This window comes from Bradyrhizobium sp. BR14999 (genome assembly GCF_056106085.1).
On record NZ_CM148536.1, the window covers coordinates 1,766,098 to 1,783,286 of the forward strand.

A 17,189-nucleotide genomic window follows, 5' to 3' on the forward strand; every position below is an offset into this window, starting at 1 on the left:
GGTGTGCTGAGCTAGGCCGGATCGATCCCGTCTAAATGGGCGGTCTCGTTGATCGCAAGAACACGAATCCGATCGCTGGTTATCTCGATCTCGTTGATGCAACAGGGCTCTTGCGTGAGCCGCCAGTAGGAGGAGAGCGGCAGGTCCGCGACCTGCAAAAGCAGCGCCCGGTTCACGCTATCATGCGAAACCAGAACGACGGTGCCAGAGGGGTGTCGTTCGAGCGCGAGCCGGACTGCGTCCGCTGCGCGCGCAACGACGTCCTGAAGGGAGTCGCCTCCCGGAAATCGCATCAGGTGGGGCGTATTGAACCAGGTCGCGTGAAGCATCGGCTCGGAAGCTGCCATTTCCTCATGGGTCTTCATCCTCCACGCGCCGTAATCGATGTCGTTGAGCGCTTCAATGCTCTCCGCCTCGATCTCGCACGCAGTGGCGATGGCCGCGCCGGTGGCGACGCAGCGCGACAGCGGGCTGGTGTAGACCCGCTCCGGCCGCCATTTGGACGCGATCCGCTGCGCGACAGCGAGCGCTTCGGCTTGGCCTCGCCCGGTCAAAGGCAGGTCCTCTCGTCCGCGAAAGCGGGCAGGACGAATACCTTCGACGTGACCGTGACGGACCAGCAGGATTTTGGTCAAGTTCAACCCCGTAAGTGACGCTCGCATTTTACCTCTTCCATTCGCGAGCGCGAAGGATCGTTCAGCGCCTGGTCGGAGCCTTTCGTGGTATCGTCCTGATCCTGACGGCGGCTTTCCGCGCTTGCTATGGCCTGATTCCCAGTTACAATTGACGAAAATTCAGGGGATGGGGTCCCCCGTAACCGCCGATGAGGCTGATGACTCCTACCGGACGCTTGCCGTCGGTGGGAGCGCTTGCTTCAAATCCTTCCAAGCATCCAGCACGTGAGTTCTCCGGACGGCGCATCGCCGTCGTGTTCTTGGAGGCGCTGATGACGGGTGTTTGGGCTCTGGCGGCATTGTGGTTGGGCTTGGCGCTGATCGCCAGCCTTCTGTCGATCTGGCTCCGGATCTCGACCGCTCTGTCGGAGATCGTGGTCGGAACGATCGCACAACTCATCATCGGTGCCGCCATTGGATCGGCGGTGCTCGGGACCGAAGAGTCCTGGGTCAAATTCCTTTCGGGCGTCGGCGCGATTGTGCTGACCTTCCTAGCAGGTGCGGAACTTGACCCCGTCGTATTCAAGCTGAAGTGGAAAGAGGCGGCAGCCGTGGGGCTTGCCAGCTTCTTTTTTCCATTCATCGGATGCACCGCTGCGGCGCACTACTTGCTCGGCTGGGACGTTATGCCGAGTTGGCTTGCAGGTGTCGCCATGTCGACCACCTCGGTGGCGGTGGTTTATGCCGTGATGATCGAATTCGGCTTCAACACCACCGAGTACGGCAAGACAGTTCTGGCCGCCTGCTTTGTCACGGACCTCGGGACGGTGGTTGCGCTCGGCCTGATCTTTTCTCCGTTCACGATAAAGACACTGATCTTTCTCGGTACTGGCGTGGTGGTCTTCGGCGTGCTGCCCTGGCTGACCCCCCGGTTCTTCCGGCTGTATGGGGGACGCCCGTCCGAACTGGAGACGAAATTTCTGCTGCTCTGCCTGTTCGGAATGGGGGCGCTGGCGACGTGGGCGGACAGCGAGGCCGTTCTTCCGGCCTACCTGATCGGGATGGTACTCGCAGGCACTGTTGGAAAGGACCACGCCCTGGTGCGCCGGCTGCGCACTCTTACCTTCGGATTGCTGACGCCGTTCTACTTCATCCGAGCCGGTTCGTTTGTGTCTGTGCCGGCGCTGATTGCTGCACCGGCGGCATTCCTCTTCTTCCTGGTGATCAAGATCGCAACCAAGGTCGTGGGTGTCTACCCCGTCACCAAGTATTTTGGCTCTCCCAACAGAGAGGCGATGTACACGACGCTTTTGATGTCGACCGGGCTGACCTTTGGGACGATCTCGTCACTCTTTGGCCTTTCACATGGCATCATCAACCAGGGCCAATATTCCGCGCTCGTCGCCGCAGTCATCGGCAGCGCCGTGATACCCACAGTCATCGCCAATGCATTCTATCTTCCTCACCATCTGCTGCCCGACACCAGTTCGCAGCACGCTGAGGAGGAGCCCCTAAGACCTCTTCGGCCCGCTGCGCGCCGCGCCGAATGATGGAGGCAGCTATGTTCAGCAGAATTCTGCATGCCAACGACGGTTCCGAGCACGCATTCCACGCCTTGGCGTTTGCCATAACGATGGCCACACAGAACAGCGCCGAACTTCACATGATCTGCGTGGAGGAGATTGACTACATGCCCGAATTTATCGAGGAGGTTCGGGAGGAGACCGGCACGGCGGCGCGCCGCTATCACTCGGTCATTCAGCGGGCGCGAAGCCTGGCCGAACAGAGCCACGTCGAGCTTCACACCCATGTGGTGGCCGGCCATCCGGTGCGGGACATCGTGGACTTCGCAGCCAAGCTGAAAGCCGATCTACTGGTCATTGGCGCCACGGGACACTCGGCGCTCTACGAGCGGCTCATCGGCAGTCGAGCCGATCGCATCGTGCAACTCGCCGCGTGCCCGGTGCTGGTCGTGAAATGAGAGGGTCTTGACGCAGCAATGGGGTTTGAACATGCAGCTACCGCGAGAAGCCGTCCTACTCAGGATCTTCTTTGGTGAAAATGATCACGCGGGCCATCACCCGTTGCACGAGGCGATCGTGCTGAAGGCAAGGGAGATGCACTTGGCCGGCGCGACAGTGCTACGAGGCGGGCTGGGGTTCGGCCATTCCGCACGCCTGCACACGGCGAAGATACTGCGTCTGTCGGAGGACCTTCCGCTCGTTGTCGAGATCGTCGACACCCAGGAGAAGATCGATGCCTTTCTCCCCGTCCTCGACGGCATGATGAGCAGCGGGCTGATCACGATGGAGAAGGTGCAGGTCCTGCAGTACGGGACCGAAATGAGACCCGTGCCAGGTTGAAATTCCGCCGCGGAGCAGGAAAGCAGGGCTCCTGCGATGGCGGTGCAGCCGGCCACTATGTCAAGCGCTCACGCCACCAAACCTAGGATAAATAGCGGTTCGTCGCGTCGGTGATTGCGTCTGGTTCCCTGAGTGGACCAGCGCCCGGTGCTCCCCGCTGCGCCTCAACTCGCGTAGAGATAGTTCGGCAACCACAGCGTCATGCCGGGCCAGAGATACATGATCACCATGCACAGGATCACGATCAGCATGTAGGGCATCATGCCGGCGAAGATCTGGTTGAGCGTAACGTGCTTCGGGGCGACGCCCTTGAGATAGAACGCCGACATCGCGACCGGCGGCGACAGGAACGCGGCCTGCAAGTTCACGAACACCAGCGTGCCCCAAAGGATCGGATCGATGTTGAAGTGCTTCAGCATCGGCAGGAAGATCGGCACGAAGATGATGATAATCTCGGTCCATTCGAGCGGCCAGCCCAGCACGAAGATGATCGCCTGCGACAAGATCATGAACTGCACGGGCGTCATGTTGAGCGACAGCACCCAGCTTTCCAGCAGCGCCTGACCGCCGAGAATGGCGAATACCGCCGAGAACAGCGCCGAACCGACGAACAGCCAGCACACCATCGCGGTCGTCTTTGCGGTCAGGAACACTGCTTCCTTGGTGCGCTTCCAGTCGAGCGTCCGGGCGTGGATAGCGAGGATGAAGGCCCCGGCGGCGCCGACTCCGGCGGACTCGGTCGCGGTCGTGATGCCGAACAGGATCACCCCCAGCACCACGACGGTGAGGATGCCGAGCGGCATCACCGACGACGTCAAGAGCTTCAACACTTCGAAGCGCTCGCCGTCCATGCGCAAGTAGGAGCGCGCCGTCCACGCCGCCAGCACGGCGGCTGATATCGCGAACCAGATGTAGAACTGGGTGTCCGGTCCCTTTTCGGCGGGCGACAGCTCCTTCGGCTCGACCGGGCTGCCGAGCTGCTGCAGGCCTTCGACGGCTTCGCTCGCGGCGCCGGGCTGCTGGTGGATCACGACGTACCACCAGACCGTGCCGAGCGCGGCTGCGGTCATCAGGAACGGCACCAGCGAAATGAGGAAGTGTTGCACGATCGCGCCATAGCCCATCGGCTTGCCGTCGATCTGGAGCATCTTCGCCTTTGCGGGCGAGAGCAGCGCCTTGAACAGGCCGACGAACAGGTTCGGCGAATACAGCGTCGCGAAATTCCTGATCCATTCCGGCACCTTGACGCGGGTCTGTTCCTCCGGCAGCGCCGGGGCGATCTTCGGGTTGATCATCGCCCAGGCCACGACATAGACGAGGTAGAGGAAGGCCAGGAAGAAGCCGGGAAGCATCGCCGCCGCATAGAGCTTGACCACGGACTGGCCGGCGACCGCGGCATAGACGATGATCATCACCGAAGGCGGGATCAGGATGCCGAGCGTGCCGCCCGCGGTGATGACGCCGGAGGCGAGCTTCACGTCATAACCGGCGCGCAGCATCGGGTTGAAGGCGATCACGCCCATCAGCACCACCACCGCGCCGACGAGCCCGGAGGCGATGCCCCAGAACGTGCACACGATCAGGGTCGTGACCGCGAGCGAGGCGGGCAGGCGGCGGAAGGCGAGCTGGATCGAATAGAACATCTTGTCGACCAGCGCGCCGCGCTCCATCACATAGCCCATCAGCACGAACAACGGGATGGAGATCAGTACGTCGTTGGTCATCGCGCCGTAGCTGCGCTGGACCATCAGCTCGAAGACCTTGTTGTGCGTCCAGTTCTGCGACGGGTCGTAGAAGGCGATGAAGCCGAAGAACATGCCAAGGCCCATCAGAGTGAAGGCCGTGGCGAAGCCCATCATGATGACGACGACGATGAGCGTCAGCATCAACAGGCCGAGTGCCGGATCGCTCATGTGTTCAGGTCCCCGCCCATGCCGCGCTGCCGCGCCAATTCATCGATGCGCTGCGCGCCCTCGATGGCGAGCTTGCGTGATTCCTCGTCCACGAATTCAGAGTGCGCGAGCTGCTCCTCGATGACGTCGGTCTCGGCGACGTCGGCAAGTCGGCTCGGCCATTCGCCGGTCTTCAGGCACACGATGCAGCGGATGATCTCGGCGATCCCCTGCAGCATGATCAGCGCGCCCGCGATCGGGATGACGGTCTTGAAATGGTAGACCGGCGGCCCCTCAGCCGTGACGTTGGAATGCTCGTTGATGGCCCAGGAATCCGCGGCGTAGAAGTAGCCGGCATAGATCAGCGCGGCGATGCCCGGGATGAAGAACACGAAGTAGAGAACGAGGTCGAGCGCGGCCTGCGTGCGCGGACGCATCGAGGAGTAAAGGAAGTCACCGCGGACATGGGCGTTCTGCGCCAGCGTATAGGCGCCGGCCAGCATGAACAGCGACCCGTACATCATGTTCTCGGCGTCGAAGATCCACGCCGTCGGCATGTTCACGGCGTAGCGCTTGAACACTTCGATGCAGACCACGCTCATCAGCAGGATCATCAGCCAGGCTGTCGCCTTGCCGACCCAGGTGGAGATGCCGTCGATCGTGTGCAGTAAGCGCCGTACACTCATGTGATAAGGTTCGGCATTAAATATGACCCCCAACATAGCACAAGGCACCGTCCGGCGGGTGGTCCGGACGGCGCCTTGCCAGCTTTATTTCGTCATCAGATCTTCTTGGCCGCAGCGTTCGGCCCGAAATAATGATCGTAGGCCATGCGGCGGTTCACTACGGTATCCTGCTCCCACTGCGTGGCACGCTTGGCGAACTCGATCTGCGACTGCACGATCTCCTTGAACAACGGGTTCTCCGCCGCCTTCTTCTTCGCCACATCGTCATAGATCTCGAGTTGCCGCTTCAGGATGGCGTCGGGGGTCTTGTAGAACTTGACGTTGTCCTTGGTCTGCAGCTCGACATAGTCCTTGGAGTAGCGGTCGATCGCCTTCCACGACATGTCGGCCGAAGCCGCGTCCACCGCATTGGCGATGATCGCCTTCATCTTGTCCGGCAGCGCGTTGTACTTGTCCTTGTTGAACATGATCTCGAGCTGCTCGGCGTTCTGGTGGAAGCTCTGCAGCATGCAGACCTTCGAGACGTCGGGGAAGCCGAGCACGCGGTCGGAGGTGGCGTTGTTGAACTCGGCCGCGTCCAGGAGGCCGCGGTCCATGGCAGCTACGATTTCGCCGCCGGGCAGCGCGTTGACGGCTGCACCCATTCCCGAATACACGTCGATCGAGATGCCGACGGTGCGGAATTTCAGGCCCTTGACGTCCTCGACCTTTGCGACCGGCTTCTTGAACCAGCCGAAGGGCTGGGTCGGCATCGGACCGTAGGGGAACGAGACAACGTTGGCGTTGATCGACGCGTAGAGCTTTTCCAGGAGCTCCTTGCCGCCGCCATAGCGGTGCCAGGCCAGCAGCATGTTGGCGTCCATCGCAAAGCCCGGTCCCGAGCCCCAGAGCGCCAGCGCCGTCTGCTTGCCGTAGTGATAGACCAGCACGCCATGGCCGCCGTCGAGCACGCCCTTGGACACGGCATCGAGCAGGCCGAAGGCGGGCACGACAGCGCCTGCCGGCAGCACTTCGATCTTGAGATCGCCGCCGGTCATGTCGTTGACCTTCTTGGCGTAGTCGAGGGCGTATTCGTGGAAAATGTCCTTTGACGGCCAGGTGCTTTGCCAGCGCATGCTGATCGGCCCCTGGGCGCTGACGACGCTCGGCGCGGCTACCGTCGCGGCGGCCCCCGCAGCAGCGACCTTGAGAAAGCCGCGGCGACTCGAAGTGCTGCCCTTCTTTGATTTGGTCATGGTTGCCTCCTCCCCTTTGGAATAGCGATCCCTTGCGGATCAGCTGCTTTTTTATTGGAACAAGTCAAAGTCTTGCGCAGGGGGTTTGGCAAGAATGTTCCGAATGATGCGACGCTACGACGCGGACTGCGGCGATGACGCGCCGCAGCGCTCGCCGCCGAGTGCGGCGAAGCCGAACTGCGGTGAACAGTGCGCTCAATGCAGGCTCGAGAGAACTCGGCGCGCGCCGGATCTGCGAGCGATCCGACGAAGGTTCGGAATCGAGCCGGCGTTGCCCTCAATGATGATGGGCCGACACGCTCTTGACGCATTGCGTCAACAGATCAGGGGTGGCGGATTGGCCGATATCACCGAGACTGATCATGCCGACCATCCGCTTGCTCTTGTTGATCACGGGTAGCCTGCGGACTTTCAGCGTCTCCATGTGATGCACGGCTTTCGCCAGATCATCGTCTTCCCGGCAGCAATGGATACCTTCGGTCATCACATCCCGCGCCGTCATGCGCGCGGCGTTGAAGTCCCTGCTCGCAAGACCTTTGCAGACGATGTCGCGATCGGTCACCATTCCGACCAAATGGTCGCCTTCGCCGATCGGAATGCAGCCGATGTCGTGCCCTTGCATCAACTTCGCGATCTCGATGATCGGGGTGTCGGGGCTGACCCAATCGACGCCCTTGTGCATCACGTCTCTGACTTTCATGGAGGACCTCCGTTGCGAACGCAGCCCCCGCTGAATTGACTATACATCGAACCGGACGCGGCCGCACGCACGCCGTGACGGTGCGTACCGGGATTATCTTGCCGCCACGCCGCGTCAGTCATGCATGCTGAAGCGTCCATGCGGTGCACTGGCCGTCAGGCGCTCGAACTGCGCATGGGTGAGCTGGAGCAGCGTCTCGTGATCGCCGGCTTCGATATAGACCTCGGGCTGGGCCCGGATGCTGTCATCGACGATGAGATCGAGCCCGTAACACCGACCGACCGCCGGAATGGCTCCGTGCGCGCAGTCCATGAACAGCTGGTTGATCTCGGTTTCGTTGGCCATGGCGAGATCCTCGCCAAGCCTCTCCTTCAAGTCCGGCAGGTTGAGATGGTGCGATGCCGGCACGACCGCGAGCATATAGCCGCCGTCGTGCCGCAGCACGACGGCCTTGGCGAGACGATCGCCCGAGACGTGGCAAGCCTGCGCCGTGCGCGTGGATGACATGGTGAGATCGTGCGGGATCTCGGCATACTGGATGTTCTCGGCAGCCAGATACCGATGCAGTGTGGGGGCGATGGACATGGCTTCGCCTTTCGGATGGATGCAACCATCCACCGTGAAGCTGCCCCCGCCGCACGATGGGCGGCTGCGTGATTGCCGGCCTTCAGCATAGGCCTTGCCCTCGAATGCCGCAACTGAGTCGGACGTTCGAAGCGCGCCGCGCTCACCTCATCCGTGATCTCAGGCGCGGCGGCCGCAACGCACGCGCCACGCCAGCGCTATCCAAGCACGCCGCCGCTGCACGGACTTTTTTGCCAGGGACGGTTCGGTGTGATGGCAAGACGAGGCCAATCCCGCCTTCATGGAAAGCACTCGCCGTCGCTACGGCCGTGAGCGGGGAGGCGGTTGGTTGGAATTATTTAGATATTTCAATCGCATGGGAGTTCGCAGCCTTATTTTAAATGGAGCTCCATTCCTCTGATTTCGGACGTCCTAAAAGCCCGGCTGCTCTGCCGCGTCCGTTCGCTGTACGCGCCCGGCTGCCGCTGATATGCTCTTGGCCATAGGGACAGTGAATGGCAGCTGGCCACAGACTTTCCCGCGATGCCGGCCTTCTGATCGGACTCGATCCCGCTCGCGCTTTTTCGCATTGCCTCGACATAACGCTGAACAAAATCCTCTACGGCTGCCGCGTTCCCCGCTCACATTGGGAGATGTGCCATGGCTGCATCGGACTGGCGTCTCGAAGGCGAATGGATGAAGAATTGCAACTGCGCGTTTGGCTGCCCCTGCGATTTCAATGCTCCCCCCACCCACGGATACTGCAAGGGCATGGTCGGCATGCGGATCACCGCGGGACATTTTGAGGGCGTCAAGCTCGATGGCCTCTGTTTCGCCGTGGTCGTAGATTTCCCCGGCGCGCTACATGAAGGCAACGGCAAGATGCAGCCCATCGTCGACGAGCGCGCCACACCGGAGCAACAGCAGGCGCTGTTCAACATTCTGTCGGGCAAGCATTCGGCCGAGGGCACGCTATTCCACATCTTCAGCCTGATCGTGACCACCATTCACGATCCGATTTTTGCGCCCTTCGAATTTTCCTTCGACAAGGACGGACGCGTCGCAAAACTCGTCGTCACGGGCGTGCTCGAAACCGACGTCGAGCCGATCAAGAATCCGGTGACGGGTCAGCCGCACCGCATCCAGGTGGTGATGCCCGAAGGGTTCGAGCACAGGGCTGCCGAGGTCGCGTCCGCCAACATCCGCTCGACCGGTGCGATCCCGTTCGAGACCAAGGGCACGCACAGCTCGCTCGCCAATGTCGTGCAGACGCCCGAGGGCGTTGCGGCATGATGCGGCGCTGACATCGAGACAAGATCTCGGTGTCAGCTCCTCATCACTATGCTGGACAAGTCCATGCAGGGGCGCTTGATGCTGGAACACCTGCTCCACCGCGACCGGCTGATCGTCGCGATCGGGACCGCCGCAGTGGTGGCACTCGCCTGGGCCTATCTCGCCGGCGGCGCCAGCATGGACACCGAGATGATGGCCGACATGCCGGACATGGCGCCAATGCCGTGGACGCCGCTCTATGCCGCGCTGTTGCTCGTGATGTGGTGGGTGATGATGATCGCGATGATGGCGCCGAGCGCGGCGCCCACTGTTCTCTTGTATGCGACCGTCAAGCGCAAGCAGGAGACTGCGTCCCGGGCGGCAATCGATGCCTGGATCTTTCTCGCCGGCTATCTCGTGACATGGGCCGGGTTCAGTGTCGTTGCGGTCCTGGCGCAATGGGCGCTCGAATATTTCGGGTTGTTGTCGATGGCGATGGCCAGCACCAGCGCGGTTTTGGGCGGCATCATCCTGCTTGCCGCCGGCCTCTATCAGTTCACGCCGCTCAAACATGCCTGCCTGCGCTACTGCGAGAGTCCGCTGCTGTTTCTCAGCCGGCATTGGCGGCCCGGCACGCGCGGAGCATTCCGCATGGGACTTCGCCATGGCAGCTACTGCGTCGGCTGCTGCTGGTTTCTGATGGTATTGCTGTTCGTCGGCGGCGTGATGAATATGGCCTGGATCATCGGCATCGCGCTCTATGTCGCCGCCGAGAAACTGCTGCCGTTCGGCCAACGATTGAGTCATGCGGCAGGCGCGGTCCTCATCCTGTCCGGCACGATCGTTCTTGCGCGCGCGGTGTGAGCGGCCGGTACAGACGACCAAAGATATCGCCCTGCCAATACCGCGTGGTTGCTCAAAAACAGCCGACCTCCGTGGTCATACGGATGTTGTAAGCTAAAGAATTGAGCATTATCAAAACAGAAACTTAAGGCTGTCCCGCCTAGCTTCGGGCTATGAACAGCACCCGCGCCGCTTCCGGCCGCGGCGGTCTCAATCGAGGCGGAGACAGGCGATGCCATCACTGGCGGCGAGCGCAGTTCTGCCCTGGCGGCTGAGGCGAGGGCGCGTGTCGTGATTCCCGCAAGTTCCGTCCGCAAAGCCGGAAGAACGATCCTGCGGAATGCTCCGCTGCAGATCGCATTGTTCTTCCTGCCCCTGGTCTGGATCGGCTATTTCGCGATCACGTCGTCGGAACGGACGGATGCGGTCCAGCAGGCGCGGTCGCACGGCAACAGCGTCGCCGAATTGTTCGAGGAAAACACCGAGCGCATCTTCGAGCGTGTGGACCAGTCGTTGCTGGTGGTGCGAGCGCTCTACGCCCAGGATCCGTTGACCTTCAGCCTGAAGTTCTGGTCCGAGAAGACCCGCATCGCCACCGGCGACGTGGTCCAGTTCGCCCTGATCGGGTCGGATGGCTACATGACGGATACGACGGTGGGCTATTCCGGTCCGCCGCTCTATCTCGGCGATCGCGAGCACTTTATTCAAACCATGTCGCAGGCCGACGATCGCCTCTACGTGGCGAAACCGGTTCTGGGCCGCGCGTCCAACAAATGGACCATACAGCTCGCAAGAAAGCTCTTCGATCTTGCCAGGAATCCCGTGGGCGTGGTCGTCGGCTCGATCAGCGTCGATGTCGTCGGTCGATTCTACGACACCGCAAAGCTCGGCGCAGGAGGAACGCTGGTCCTCAGAAATGCAAACCAGGTCGTGCTCGCCGCGCGGGGCATCAACCAGGACGCGGTGTTGGGGCAGCGTGCGCCGAACCGCGTCGAAGGCGAGCTGCGGGGCGGCTTCTACGCCCAATATTGGAACGAGAACCATCCCAACCGCGATGACCGGCTGGTGACAGCGCGCAGATCGCGGCTGTTTCCACTCATCTTCACCGTAGGAATCTCGGAGCGCGAGATCTATTCGCGCGCGGATACCAGGCAGAAGGTCTATCTCGGCGGCGCGCTACTGCTCACGTTCATTATCCTGACTGCGACGATGTTCCACTGGCGACGCCGACAGGCGCTGGATCGCGCCCAGCGCGAGCTGCGCGAATTCGCCAGCAAGTTCGAAGACGCGCTCAGAAACCTTCCCCAGGGCTTGAGCATGTTCGACGGCAGCGACCGCCTGATCGCATTCAATCAACAATGGCTCGAACTCTATGGCCTCGTGCCGGAGGAGATTCGGATCGGCATGGACTTCCGCAAGGTGTTTGCAAAGCAGACCGCCGTTCTCGACGTCGAGGCTTACCTGGTCGATCTGAAGAATCGGCTCGCCAAGTCGGAGCAAACCTCGAACACCGTGCAGTTTCCGGATGGGCGGGTTGTCTATATCTCCTACGGACGGCGCGAGGGCGGTGGCTGGGTCGCCACCCATGAAGACATCACCGAACGCAAGGCATCCGAGGACCGGATCGAAAGGCTCGCCCATTACGACAGTCTGACCGGATTGGCCAATCGCAATCTGTTCAAGGAGCGCATCGACGAAGCACTCGCGACGTCCGGCTCCTCGGGAGCTCCTTTGGCCGTACTCCTGCTGGATCTCGACAAGTTCAAGTCCGTCAACGACGTGCTTGGTCACCAATGTGGCGATGCCTTGCTGAAGCAGGTCGCGGGCCGGATCAAGGCGCAGATCCGTGACGCCGACACGGCGGCGCGGATCGGCGGCGACGAGTTTGCCGTGATCGTCGCGCCGGGCCGGGGCGCGATGCAGGACGGCGCCGCCAGCCTCGCTGCGCGGCTGGTTCAGGCCATTGCCGAGCCTTATCAGATCGACGATCATCCCATCGTGATCGGCTGCAGCATCGGCATCGCCGTGGCTCCCGAGCATGGCAGTCGCGTCGATGAGATCCTTCGTAACGCCGACCTTGCGCTCTACAAGTCGAAGAACGCCGGCCGAAACTGCTTCCACACCTACTCGGTGGAGCTCAAGGCTGAAGCGGATCAGCGCAACGTGCTCGAGATCGAGCTTCGTGAGGCGATCTGGCGCGAGGAAATCGAAGTGTTCTATCAGCCTGTGACCGAGCTCGGCACCGGCCGTGTGAAATCGGTCGAGGCTCTTGCGCGTTGGCATCACGGCACCAGGGGCTTCATTTCTCCCGCCGAGTTCATTGCGGTTGCAGAGGCGGGTGGATTGATCGTTGAACTCGGCAATCAGGTGCTGACCAAGGCGTGCCGGGATGCGATGACCATGCCGGACGACGTCAAGGTCGCGGTCAACCTGTCCGCCCTGCAGTTCGCCAGCACCAACCTCGTCGACACCGTGACGTTCGCACTGGCGCAGAGTGGACTTCCGCAAACCCGGCTCGAGCTCGAGATCACCGAGAGCGTTTTCCTCGCCGATACCCAGGAAAATCTCAAGACGCTCCAGCGCCTCAAGGCGCTCGGCGTCTCCATTGCGCTTGACGACTTCGGTGTCGGTTACTCGTCATTGTCCTATCTGACGGCCTTTCCGTTCGACAAGGTCAAGATCGACAAATCCTTCATCGACAGGATTGACCGCCGCGAGACCGTCGCCGTGCTGAAATCCATCGTGCAGCTTGCCGAGACCCTGAAGCTCTCGATCGTCGCCGAGGGTGTCGAGACCTCCGAACAGCTCAGACAGCTCCATTCGCTCGGAATTCCGCTCGGCCAGGGCTACTACTTCAGCAAGCCCGTGCCGCTCGCCGGCTTGTCGTGGCAAGCTCCCGCCACGCGGCGGAGGCGACGGGCGGCAGCGTGAGGAGAAGGGCAGGGCGCGGATCTTAAATTCGCGTGTGCTATCCTCCCCTTCGGGGATGGAATTGACCGTCCCGGCTTCGCTGCCTTGGCGAGCTCCTTCCCACAACCGTCTGCGCGTGGCGCCTATGTCCATTCGCAATTGTGAGACTTGAGCACGAGCCGCGTTCCCGCCTCCGTGCTATTGCTGCCCTCGCAATCTACGCGAGGACATCCATGCTTCCCCTTCCTGCCGACATCTTCACCGAGCCCGAGGACGTCTCGCCCGACGGCCTTGCCAATCTCGGCCCGCTCCGCTGTCTCGCCGGCAGCTGGCAGGCGGACAAGGGCATCGACGTCAATCCGAAGGCAGAGGGGCCGGAGCGGCGCACCTTCATCGAGCGCATCCGCATGGATCCCATTGATCCGCAGGCCAACGGGCCGCAGCTGTTCTACGGGCTGCGCTATCACATCCACATCAATACGCCCGAGGAGGACATCACCTTCCACGACCAGGTCGGCTACTGGCTGTGGGAGCCCGCGACCGGGTTGATCATGCAGACGCTGGCGATCCCGCGCGGACAGGTGCTGCTGGCCTCGGGCAAGGCCGGGCCGGACGACAGGAAGATCTCCGTCACGGCAAAACGCGGCGATACCGCTTACGGGATCTGCTCGACCGACTTCCTTGAGCAGGCCTTCCGCACCGATTCCTATCGCTGCGACATCAGCTTCAACGACGACGGCAGCTGGACCTATCTGATCCAGACCGAGTTGTTCGTGCGCGGCGCGCCGTTCAATCACCACGACACCAACACGCTCAAGCTGGTCGCGCCGCCAAAGCTCAATCCGCTCGCCGTGATCGTGAACGATCGCGCCGAGGGCGGCGGATCGGCGGCCTGAGATCGGAGATTCACATGAAGCCTTATGTCATCTGCCTGATGCACGCCAGCCTGGATGGCCGCACGCATCCCAGCCGCTGGCGCCCGAAGGGTGCGGGCACGGACTGGTTCGAGAAGATCCATGACGAGCTCGGCGGCGATGCCTGGGTGATCGGCCGCGTCACCGGCTCGGAATTCGCCAAGGGCAAGCCGTACCCGACCGGGACGCGCGAGAAATTTCAGCGCGAGAGCTGGTTCGCACGACGCGATGCGAAAACCTATGGCGTCGTGCTCGACGCGCAGGGCAAGATCGGCTGGGGCCGCTCCGACATCGGCGGCGATCCAATTGTCGTCGTGCTGACCAAGAGCGTGCCGGATTCGCATCTCGCAGGGCTGCGCGGCGAAGGCGTGTCCTACATCTTCGCCGGCGAGTCCGAGATCGATCTGGCGCTGACGCTGGACATTCTCAGCCGTGAGCTCGGCGTGAAGCGTCTGCTGGTGGAGGGCGGCGGCGTTGCCAATGGCGCGTTCCTGCGCGCCGGCCTCATCGACGAATTCAACCTGATCCTCAGCCCCGCGGTGGATGGCGCGAGCGGCGCACCGTTCGTGTTCGATTCGACGGCAGCGGACAGCGACAAGCGCGCGCCGATCACGGCGATGACGCTGGAGAGCACGCGGGAGCTCGGCGGCGGCGTCCTGCTGCTGCGCTATCTGATCAAGAACGATCCGCAGGCCGCGGTCAAGTAGCGCGCCGGCATGTCGGGACCCTCGGAGCACATCGTCATCGTCGGTGCCGGCGCCGCCGGCCTGATGGCGGCGCGGGAGCTAGCGCTTGGGGGTAGACGCGTGACCATCCTGGAGGCGCGCGAGCGCTGCGGCGGGCGCATCCATCCGCTGCCGGCGGCGCAGTTCGGCTACCCCGCCGATGGCGGCGCCGAGTTCGTCCATGGCGAGGCACCGGTCACGCGGGCTTTGCTGCGTGAGGCCGGGCTGTCGCTTCAGGCGATCGAAGGCACGCAATGGAGCTTTGACGGCGCAAGCCTCTCGCGTGAGGACCGCCACGATCCGCACGAGGCGGAGCTCCAAGCCGCGCTGCGGGACTTGAAGGACGATCTCGCTATCGCCGATTTCCTGCGCCGCCATTTTGCCGGAGAGGACTATGCGCGGCTGCGCCATTCCATCGGGCGGATGGTCGAGGGCTATGATGCGGCGGACCCCGCGCGTGCCTCGACGCTGGCGTTGCGCGAGGAGTGGATGGACGGCGGTCACTTTCCGCAGGCGCGCATCAACGGTGGCTATGGCGCGCTGATCGATTTTCTGGCGGCCGAGTGCCGCGCCTGCGGCGTTGCGATCCGACTCGGTTGCGCCGTGTCGGCGATCGTGGAAGAAGGCGGCGCTGTGGTGGTTCGCTGCGTCGGCGGCGATGGGCTTGCGGGCGACCGCGTCATCCTCACCGTGCCATTGCCGCTGCTGCGCGAGATCGCGCTGCCAGCACACGTCAGCGCGAGGCTTGCTGCCGCCGACGATATCGGCTTCGGCAACGTCATCAAGATTCTGCTCCGCTTCGCGCGGCCATGGTGGCGCGACCGACAGGACGACCTCGCCGACATGACCTTCCTGCTGTCGAACGAAGTGATTCCGGTGTGGTGGACGCGATATCCGGACCAGCATCCGCTGCTCACCGGCTGGTTCGGCGGCCCGCGGACGGCGGAGCTGTCGCATCTCGAGCCGCAAGGACTGATCGAGGCCGGACTCGATTCGCTCGCCACCATCTTCAAGCGGTCACGCGATGATATCGCGCGCGATCTCGTGGCGGCGGCTGCAACCAATTGGGCGCAGGATCCCTTCGCCCGCGGCGCCTATTCCTGGGCGACGCCGCGGACGCGAGAGGCGCAGACGATTCTCGCGCGCGCCGACGGCTTGGTGCTGTTGTCCGGCGAAGCGCTCTATCGCGGCCGCGACATGGGCACGGTCGAGGCGGCGCTGGCGAGCGGCCTGGAGACGGCGAGGACGATCTTGCGGAGCTAAGAAAGAAGGCCCGCATCTCTGCGGGCCTTTTGTCTCACCAGCGTCCGCCGCCGAAGCTGAATGTCACGCCGGGACCGCCGCCGTAATATCCGTACGGGCCGCCGCCATAATAGCCGTGGTGCCGCGGGTAATAGCCGTAGCTGCGGTAATACGGGCGATAATGGCCGTAGTGATGGCGCCAGTGATGATGGTGCCGATGGCCATAATAATGGTGCCTGTACTGCGCGCTGATGTCGGTCGATCGGCTGTCTTGCGCGTTCTGCTTCGCGCTCGAACTATTGGCCGCGTTCGCCGCGGATCCGCCGGCGAGCGCCGCGGCACCGATGGCTATCGCGACAAAGAGATACTTCATGTCGTCACTCCAGTTGAACGTCGTGTGACAACAGATGAACATCCGGCGCGTTCCGGCCAGCGCAGGCGTCGAAACGACGCAGCATGCGACGTCCGGTTCGCGCGAAGAATTGCGTGTCGTGGGATTTATTGCCGCAGCACCGGCCTCGATCGCGATGCTGCCATCACCTCGCCTCGATTGACGCGTTGGCGACATCTTTGATGACGACGCGAGCGCGGCAAGGGTACCGTTACTTGAACGGATCCTGGATCGACGGCGCCGACTGCCGGATGCGGCGCACGCTGACCGGCGTGCCGTCGGAGACGAACAAGAGCTCGTATTTGCGGCCTTCGCTGTCGGTGGCGGAGCAGGTGACGTCGTTCACCTTCCTGGCGGCGAAATTGCCGGTCTGGCGGCAGACCCCGGTGGAGGTCTGCTCGGCCGGCACCGGCAGGCCATCGACCTTCGGACGGTCCTTGGAGTTGAGCAGCATGCGGTCGATCGGCAATTCGTAGGAATTGTCGTCGGCGCGCTTGCCGTTCTCGCCGGAGAACGACACCACGTGATTTGCGTCGGCGGGATCGTCGACCGCGACCGCGAAATTGACCCGGCCCTTGTCGCCATGGGCGTAGGCCACCGTCTTGCAGCCATAGGTGCGCCCGGCGACCTTGAGCGTCTTGCACTTGCCCGACATCAGCGCCAGCAGGTCGATAAAGGAATTTTGCTGCACCAGCGGATTGTTGACCGGGATGGCGGAAGTCTCGGCAAAACAAGGGCTTGCGAGGGCAATGAGAGCGGCACCGAGGGCGGGTCGGCGGATGCGCATCGGAAGGCTCACATGCCGGGGAACCACAGAAAAGTTCCATCCGATAACCAT

The 17,189-nt window shown here is 62.6% G+C and carries 17 protein-coding genes and 1 riboswitch; of the genes, 9 read left to right on the forward strand and 8 right to left on the reverse strand.

Annotated elements, in window-relative coordinates; genetic code table 11:
• Positions 1-11 precede the first annotated feature (11 nt).
• On the reverse strand, positions 12-635 hold the full coding sequence (locus tag ACR9YP_RS08185; protein WP_438103287.1) for a histidine phosphatase family protein: 624 nt from the start codon (positions 633-635) through the stop codon (positions 12-14).
• Positions 636-788: 153 nt separating this feature from the next.
• Positions 789-849: riboswitch (Fluoride riboswitch) on the forward strand.
• Here ACR9YP_RS08185 and ACR9YP_RS08190 point away from each other — a divergent pair.
• The 3 genes from ACR9YP_RS08190 to ACR9YP_RS08200 all read left to right on the forward strand — a co-directional run bounded on the left by ACR9YP_RS08190 (position 833) and on the right by ACR9YP_RS08200 (position 2,977).
• Positions 833-2,164 carry a cation:proton antiporter gene (locus ACR9YP_RS08190; protein ID WP_474219352.1) on the forward strand — a complete coding sequence of 444 codons (1,332 nt, stop codon included), beginning with the start codon at positions 833-835 and terminating at the stop codon, positions 2,162-2,164. It overlaps the preceding riboswitch by 17 nt.
• A gap of 11 nt (positions 2,165-2,175) precedes the next feature.
• A complete protein-coding gene (locus ACR9YP_RS08195; RefSeq protein WP_438103285.1) occupies positions 2,176-2,595 on the forward strand; it encodes a universal stress protein in 420 nt (139 codons plus the stop codon).
• Between the two features lie 31 nt (positions 2,596-2,626).
• Complete coding sequence (locus ACR9YP_RS08200) at positions 2,627-2,977, forward strand: DUF190 domain-containing protein (RefSeq protein WP_438110433.1); 351 nt, start codon at positions 2,627-2,629, stop codon at positions 2,975-2,977.
• A 164-nt stretch (positions 2,978-3,141) separates the two neighbouring features.
• Here ACR9YP_RS08200 and ACR9YP_RS08205 read toward each other — a convergent pair whose 3' ends face one another.
• From ACR9YP_RS08205 to ACR9YP_RS08225, 5 genes are all read right to left on the reverse strand, one after another.
• On the reverse strand, positions 3,142-4,890 hold the full coding sequence (locus ACR9YP_RS08205; protein ID WP_474219353.1) for a TRAP transporter large permease: 1,749 nt from the start codon (positions 4,888-4,890) through the stop codon (positions 3,142-3,144).
• Positions 4,887-5,555, reverse strand: a complete 669-nt coding sequence (locus ACR9YP_RS08210) for a TRAP transporter small permease subunit (RefSeq protein WP_091895166.1) — start codon at positions 5,553-5,555, stop codon at positions 4,887-4,889. The genes ACR9YP_RS08205 and ACR9YP_RS08210 overlap by 4 nt, the downstream gene beginning before the upstream one ends.
• A 95-nt stretch (positions 5,556-5,650) precedes the next feature.
• Entirely contained in the window at positions 5,651-6,790 is a 1,140-nt protein-coding gene (locus ACR9YP_RS08215) for a TRAP transporter substrate-binding protein (RefSeq protein WP_370989184.1), read from the reverse strand.
• Between the two features lie 277 nt (positions 6,791-7,067).
• Entirely contained in the window at positions 7,068-7,490 is a 423-nt protein-coding gene (locus ACR9YP_RS08220; protein ID WP_370989185.1) for a CBS domain-containing protein, read from the reverse strand.
• Between the two features lie 114 nt (positions 7,491-7,604).
• Positions 7,605-8,075 carry an aminoacyl-tRNA deacylase gene (locus tag ACR9YP_RS08225; RefSeq protein WP_128947201.1) on the reverse strand — a complete coding sequence of 157 codons (471 nt, stop codon included), beginning with the start codon at positions 8,073-8,075 and terminating at the stop codon, positions 7,605-7,607.
• Between the two features lie 639 nt (positions 8,076-8,714).
• Here ACR9YP_RS08225 and ACR9YP_RS08230 point away from each other — a divergent pair.
• The 6 genes from ACR9YP_RS08230 (at position 8,715) to ACR9YP_RS08255 (ending at position 15,981) form a co-directional block, all read left to right on the forward strand.
• Positions 8,715-9,347: a DUF1326 domain-containing protein gene (locus ACR9YP_RS08230; protein ID WP_438103281.1), complete on the forward strand. Its 633-nt coding sequence runs from the start codon at positions 8,715-8,717 to the stop codon at positions 9,345-9,347.
• Between the two features lie 63 nt (positions 9,348-9,410).
• A complete protein-coding gene (locus ACR9YP_RS08235) occupies positions 9,411-10,190 on the forward strand; it encodes a DUF2182 domain-containing protein (protein ID WP_438103279.1) in 780 nt (259 codons plus the stop codon).
• A 339-nt stretch (positions 10,191-10,529) separates the two neighbouring features.
• The gene (locus ACR9YP_RS08240) at positions 10,530-13,100 is read left to right on the forward strand and encodes a bifunctional diguanylate cyclase/phosphodiesterase (RefSeq protein WP_474219354.1); all 2,571 of its coding nucleotides are present in this window, start codon (positions 10,530-10,532) and stop codon (positions 13,098-13,100) included.
• Between the two features lie 212 nt (positions 13,101-13,312).
• Positions 13,313-13,975 carry an FABP family protein gene (locus ACR9YP_RS08245; RefSeq protein ID WP_438103276.1) on the forward strand — a complete coding sequence of 221 codons (663 nt, stop codon included), beginning with the start codon at positions 13,313-13,315 and terminating at the stop codon, positions 13,973-13,975.
• Positions 13,976-13,989: 14 nt separating this feature from the next.
• Positions 13,990-14,700 carry a RibD family protein gene (locus ACR9YP_RS08250; RefSeq protein ID WP_438103274.1) on the forward strand — a complete coding sequence of 237 codons (711 nt, stop codon included), beginning with the start codon at positions 13,990-13,992 and terminating at the stop codon, positions 14,698-14,700.
• 9 nt (positions 14,701-14,709) lie between these two features.
• Positions 14,710-15,981: a flavin monoamine oxidase family protein gene (locus tag ACR9YP_RS08255; protein ID WP_474219357.1), complete on the forward strand. Its 1,272-nt coding sequence runs from the start codon at positions 14,710-14,712 to the stop codon at positions 15,979-15,981.
• 34 nt (positions 15,982-16,015) lie between these two features.
• Here the strand turns inward: ACR9YP_RS08255 and ACR9YP_RS08260 are convergent, their stop codons facing one another.
• Positions 16,016-16,333 carry a hypothetical protein gene (locus ACR9YP_RS08260; RefSeq protein WP_438103271.1) on the reverse strand — a complete coding sequence of 106 codons (318 nt, stop codon included), beginning with the start codon at positions 16,331-16,333 and terminating at the stop codon, positions 16,016-16,018.
• A gap of 229 nt (positions 16,334-16,562) precedes the next feature.
• Entirely contained in the window at positions 16,563-17,138 is a 576-nt protein-coding gene (locus ACR9YP_RS08265) for a hypothetical protein (RefSeq protein ID WP_474219359.1), read from the reverse strand.
• Between the last annotated feature and the right edge of the window lie 51 nt (positions 17,139-17,189).

Coding starts and splice junctions, on each gene's coding strand:
- ACR9YP_RS08190 (WP_474219352.1), top strand. CDS start 833: ATGACTCCTACCGGACGCTTGCCGTCGGTGGGAGCGCTTGCTTCAAAT.
- ACR9YP_RS08195 (WP_438103285.1), top strand. CDS start 2,176: ATGTTCAGCAGAATTCTGCATGCCAACGACGGTTCCGAGCACGCATTC.
- ACR9YP_RS08200 (WP_438110433.1), top strand. CDS start 2,627: ATGCAGCTACCGCGAGAAGCCGTCCTACTCAGGATCTTCTTTGGTGAA.
- ACR9YP_RS08205 (WP_474219353.1), bottom strand. CDS start 4,890: ATGAGCGATCCGGCACTCGGCCTGTTGATGCTGACGCTCATCGTCGTC.
- ACR9YP_RS08210 (WP_091895166.1), bottom strand. CDS start 5,555: ATGAGTGTACGGCGCTTACTGCACACGATCGACGGCATCTCCACCTGG.
- ACR9YP_RS08215 (WP_370989184.1), bottom strand. CDS start 6,790: ATGACCAAATCAAAGAAGGGCAGCACTTCGAGTCGCCGCGGCTTTCTC.
- ACR9YP_RS08220 (WP_370989185.1), bottom strand. CDS start 7,490: ATGAAAGTCAGAGACGTGATGCACAAGGGCGTCGATTGGGTCAGCCCC.
- ACR9YP_RS08225 (WP_128947201.1), bottom strand. CDS start 8,075: ATGTCCATCGCCCCCACACTGCATCGGTATCTGGCTGCCGAGAACATC.
- ACR9YP_RS08230 (WP_438103281.1), top strand. CDS start 8,715: ATGGCTGCATCGGACTGGCGTCTCGAAGGCGAATGGATGAAGAATTGC.
- ACR9YP_RS08235 (WP_438103279.1), top strand. CDS start 9,411: ATGCAGGGGCGCTTGATGCTGGAACACCTGCTCCACCGCGACCGGCTG.
- ACR9YP_RS08245 (WP_438103276.1), top strand. CDS start 13,313: ATGCTTCCCCTTCCTGCCGACATCTTCACCGAGCCCGAGGACGTCTCG.
- ACR9YP_RS08250 (WP_438103274.1), top strand. CDS start 13,990: ATGAAGCCTTATGTCATCTGCCTGATGCACGCCAGCCTGGATGGCCGC.
- ACR9YP_RS08255 (WP_474219357.1), top strand. CDS start 14,710: ATGTCGGGACCCTCGGAGCACATCGTCATCGTCGGTGCCGGCGCCGCC.
- ACR9YP_RS08260 (WP_438103271.1), bottom strand. CDS start 16,333: ATGAAGTATCTCTTTGTCGCGATAGCCATCGGTGCCGCGGCGCTCGCC.
- ACR9YP_RS08265 (WP_474219359.1), bottom strand. CDS start 17,138: ATGCGCATCCGCCGACCCGCCCTCGGTGCCGCTCTCATTGCCCTCGCA.